Origin of the sequence: Maribacter sp. (assembly GCF_049667165.1) — a bacterium.
Taxonomy (GTDB): Bacteria; Bacteroidota; Bacteroidia; order Flavobacteriales; family Flavobacteriaceae; genus Maribacter_A.
This window is the reverse complement of sequence record NZ_JBATHS010000221.1, coordinates 1-3,982: the sequence shown is the minus strand read 5'-3', so window position 1 is coordinate 3,982 and position 3,982 is coordinate 1. Positions and strand designations below refer to the sequence as shown.

The window sequence follows — 3,982 nt, the reverse complement described above, 5'->3', positions numbered from 1 at the left end:
CGATTCTATAAATGGTGATGGAAGTTGTTTGATCAATTTTTAAATCTGACAACCCAATTGATTGGTAATTGATTTGTAACGCACCACTGGCACTGATTTCATTGCAAAAATCCTTCAGGGCTGCTTCAAGCCCAAACTTAATGAGCGATTCTGGCATCATGTTGTGGGCGACCCTGCGCATTTCATTGATCGAACTGTCTAGCATATCCATGCTGCGTTCAAAGGCCTGTTGGTTTTCGGGTGTCATCACTAGATTTCCTTTCATAAGTTGAAGTGAGTATTTTATACCGGAAAGCATTCCACCTAAGCCGTCATGTAGATCTTTTGCCAGACGGGATCGTTCCTGTTCTTCACCCTTTAGTGCCCCTTCGGTCGCATCAAGTTGTTTTTCCTTTTCTAATACCCCTATACGTTGTTGTTGCAGTTTTTGCCGATGAACATAATTTCTATAGAACAATAGACTTAATATCAAAATTGCCGCAGAGGTACCTACCAATATATAAGTCAAGTTATTCTTCTGTCGAATGGTCAGTTCTTGTATTTTTTTTTCCGATTCGAGCTTTTCTATAGTTAAAGCTTGTTTCTCGGAATCATACTTGGCTTCCAAAAGCTCAATATTGGTTTTGCTTTTTTCGCCCACAATGGAATCATTCAGCATTTCAAATTCTTTGCGATAATACAGGGCCTTTTTGAATTGTCCCGATGCCTCTTCTAGGGATGATGCTTTTAGGTAAAGGTCTTTTAACTCGTATTTCGAACCCAATTTTTGGGCTAGGGCAATCCCTTTTTGAATAGTAAGTTTGGCAATGGCATATTTTTTTGTATCCATGTAAAGATCAGACAAGCCCATATAAGCATACATTTCATATTCAGGTGTTTCGTTCCCCTTTGAAAAATCGATAACCTTATTATAATAGGCGAGAGCTTCCTGTCGATTTTTCATGGCATTGTTTACGTCGGCACTTCCTAACCAACCATCAAGTATTAGAATAAAATCATTGGTGCGATGACCTATTTCTTCAATTTTGACATAGTATTTTAGCGCTTTATCATATTCTTTTAAATAAAGGGCCACTGTAGCCATGTTGAACATTGATGACGAGATTGCATAATCGTTTTCTAATTCCTCCGCTATGGCCAAAGAAGTTTCCGCATAACGCAGTCCTTTTTCATAGTCCTTTAAATTAATAAAGATAGAAGCAAGGTTGTTATTGATAATGCGCTGCAGGCGCCTATCACTTATTTCGTCGGCAATTTTTTTCGCCTTAAGATAATATTCGGCCGCCTGTTGGAAATCCGAAAGGTAGTGCCATTCACTTCCCACATTGAGGTATGCAACCGCCAATTCTTTGGAATTGCCTAATTCCTCATAAATTTTTAGGGCATCCTTCGAAATTTTTAGAGCAGTGCGAAATTCGCCCTTGTTGTTGAGGTGGGTTATAGCATGACTGGCATAGGCGGCCACACCCTTTAAAAATTTTAAGGAAACGGAGCGTCGTTTGGCCATATCATAGTACCACATGGCCGAATCTGGGAATGCGGTTTCAATACGGCTACCATATTCATAATATAGGTTGATTCGAATGGTGTCGTCATTTGATTTTTTAATCAAGGCCCTGAGACTATCCAGTTCATCGAATTGCGCATGGCCTAGGTTGAATATGAGACAAATTAAAATAGACCACCCACCATTATTTACCCTTAAGTCCTTTAGTGGCATATTTCGAATTTAACGTTACTTAAAGGTAATACCTGTGGGGATTACCGTCATCCCCTTTTTACATGATTTTTTTCAAAATCGAAAAAATCCTGTTTTTAGGGGATTGTGTGAATTTATTTAAATGTGGACTTTTATCATGTCATGCCTGGATTGTGGATACAAAGATTTAATCCATAATAGCGCTGTAATACTAGGACAAAAACTACCGACCCAGTCAGGATCGATATTAGAAAAATTGTTTAATAAATACACTATCAAAATGAAAACAAAACAAATATTACTGATTTCAATAGTGGGTATTCTTTCAATTTCAGCATCACAATATGTTGATGACATTCTTTCAAGATTAGGTATTGAAGCTCAATATGCCCAATATAATATTAGATCAAATTTTATTGGAAGATTTGATAATGGCCCTTTGGATTCCCGAGTAAGCGAAAATACCTTTAAGATACCCTATGCCAAATTACTCCCTTCTATTATTGCCGGAGATAAGACAGGAGCTGCCAAGGAATTGTGTCATTACATCAAAAATTATATAAATAGCGAGGAATTTATCATCTCCTACAATGAGATGAGGCAAGATGCATTGCCTTTGCGGGATTCTCAAGACCCCAATAGAAGAAGCCTTGGTAGTTTGAAATCCGAACTAAAAACAATCGAATTGAATATTAAGAATTACCCGAATGATGTTGCTTATATCACAGAACAAAAAAAATTAAAAGATCAAGCCCAAGCCAGCATTGATAATATTATGGAGGCGTCTAAAAAACCATTCCCGAATAAGGAATTATGGGAACAGACCTATCCTACAAACCCTGAAGTTTTGGTCAAGAAAAGATTACAGGAATACCTTGCACTTGTTAATACCGTAGATTTTAGCGCTAAACTTACGGCTCCGGATAATTATAAAATTCAAAAATTCGTTAATCCTACCTATGAAAGCAAAAGTCCACAATGGAAAGCTTGCTATAGGGCAGGTAAGGAAGTAAATGATGTCTTCACAAGTTTTGCAAATGAATGGCTAAAAGGGGAAATCATTGCCTCGGTGAAGACTAAAATGTCCGATACAAGTATAGGGCCCAAAGAGGAGACCAAATCAAATTCTATGACTACTACAACCGTGATGGAAAACAATACTACACAAGTAAACGATTCTCCTACAGAAACTGAGAAAACGGAAAGTGTTAGTGTACCTACTAAGGCAAAAATATCCCTTTTGGATAAAATGAAGGCTAAGGCCAAAAAAATCATTAACTAATACGTATTGGATACCATCATTAAGTATTTTGGAATACTAGCGGTTATTGTTCAATTAGCTAAATACGACTGGGAACAGAATAGGGTCGGGATGCCAACTTAACGAGCCGGGGGATAGGTGTGAGAATGGGAATAATACTTCCGAAATCCCTTCAGGACCAGAACGGAGGATAAAAAAGCGTAGTAACATAGTGTTCTGATTTTTGATTGATGTTTCATATAGACAATTAGAACGCCAACATTGATGATTTGTTACAAAAAAGCCCCGAAAATCGAGGCTTGTTTCAGGAATTTATGATTTTGTTTAGTTTTCGATGACTATAGGTGCTGTGGATAGTCTTACAACAGGTTGTTTGCTCTTGCTGCCCCTTGTGTCGATATTGATATTCGTATTCTTCTTGAGAATGTCAATGGCATTATCCGAGCTGATCTCCTTTCCCTCATGATAGAAAATGGCATTCTTTTTTGCCATTTCAATCACATGGTCCAAGGGTGTAATGGGTGTTGGTGGCGTGGGAGGTAGGCTTATACGATTTACCGGGGTTTCTTCCTTGTTCGGAATGACCTCTTTATTGGGTTTGGATGTAATTCGCATAGAATTTAAGTTGTCGTATGGATCTTGATTCGCAATGATTTCATCGATAACATTAGCAACCGCTACTTCCTCATGACGAAGTGGACTTGGGGGAGCAGGTGGTGCAGGCGGAATTCCGCTTTTCTCCCCTTTTGTAGCGCTAGGTGATTCGGGAGCCTCTGGTACTGGAGGTGGCTCGGGAAAATCTGGAAAAGGTTCCGCATTTTCTTTTTGCTCATGAGTCATTAATCCATGCAGGTGTTCCAATCTTTTAACATCGGATTTAAGAATTCTCATTTCTTTGGCATCACTCAATTGACGATTGTATTTTTTGGCCAACGCATTGTATTCTTTCATCTGTATTTTAGTGGCACCTTCTTGAGGCGGACACTCAGGGAAGGGAAATGCATCTTTCTTCTGTTGGGCAT

General features: G+C 38.6%; 2 protein-coding genes and 1 pseudogene. 1 reads left to right on the top strand and 2 read right to left on the bottom strand.

Annotated elements, in window-relative coordinates:
- Positions 1-1,720 (bottom strand): tetratricopeptide repeat-containing sensor histidine kinase (locus WBM98_RS11065; RefSeq protein ID WP_424366081.1); only part of this gene is annotated, 1,720 nt, incomplete at its 3' end.
- A gap of 259 nt (positions 1,721-1,979) precedes the next feature.
- Between WBM98_RS11065 and WBM98_RS11060 the strand changes: the two genes are divergently transcribed.
- Entirely contained in the window at positions 1,980-2,981 is a 1,002-nt protein-coding gene (locus tag WBM98_RS11060) for a hypothetical protein (protein WP_424366080.1), read from the top strand.
- A gap of 303 nt (positions 2,982-3,284) precedes the next feature.
- Here WBM98_RS11060 and WBM98_RS11055 read toward each other — a convergent pair.
- Positions 3,285-3,982, bottom strand: a pseudogene (locus tag WBM98_RS11055) (hypothetical protein); the annotation flags it as partial.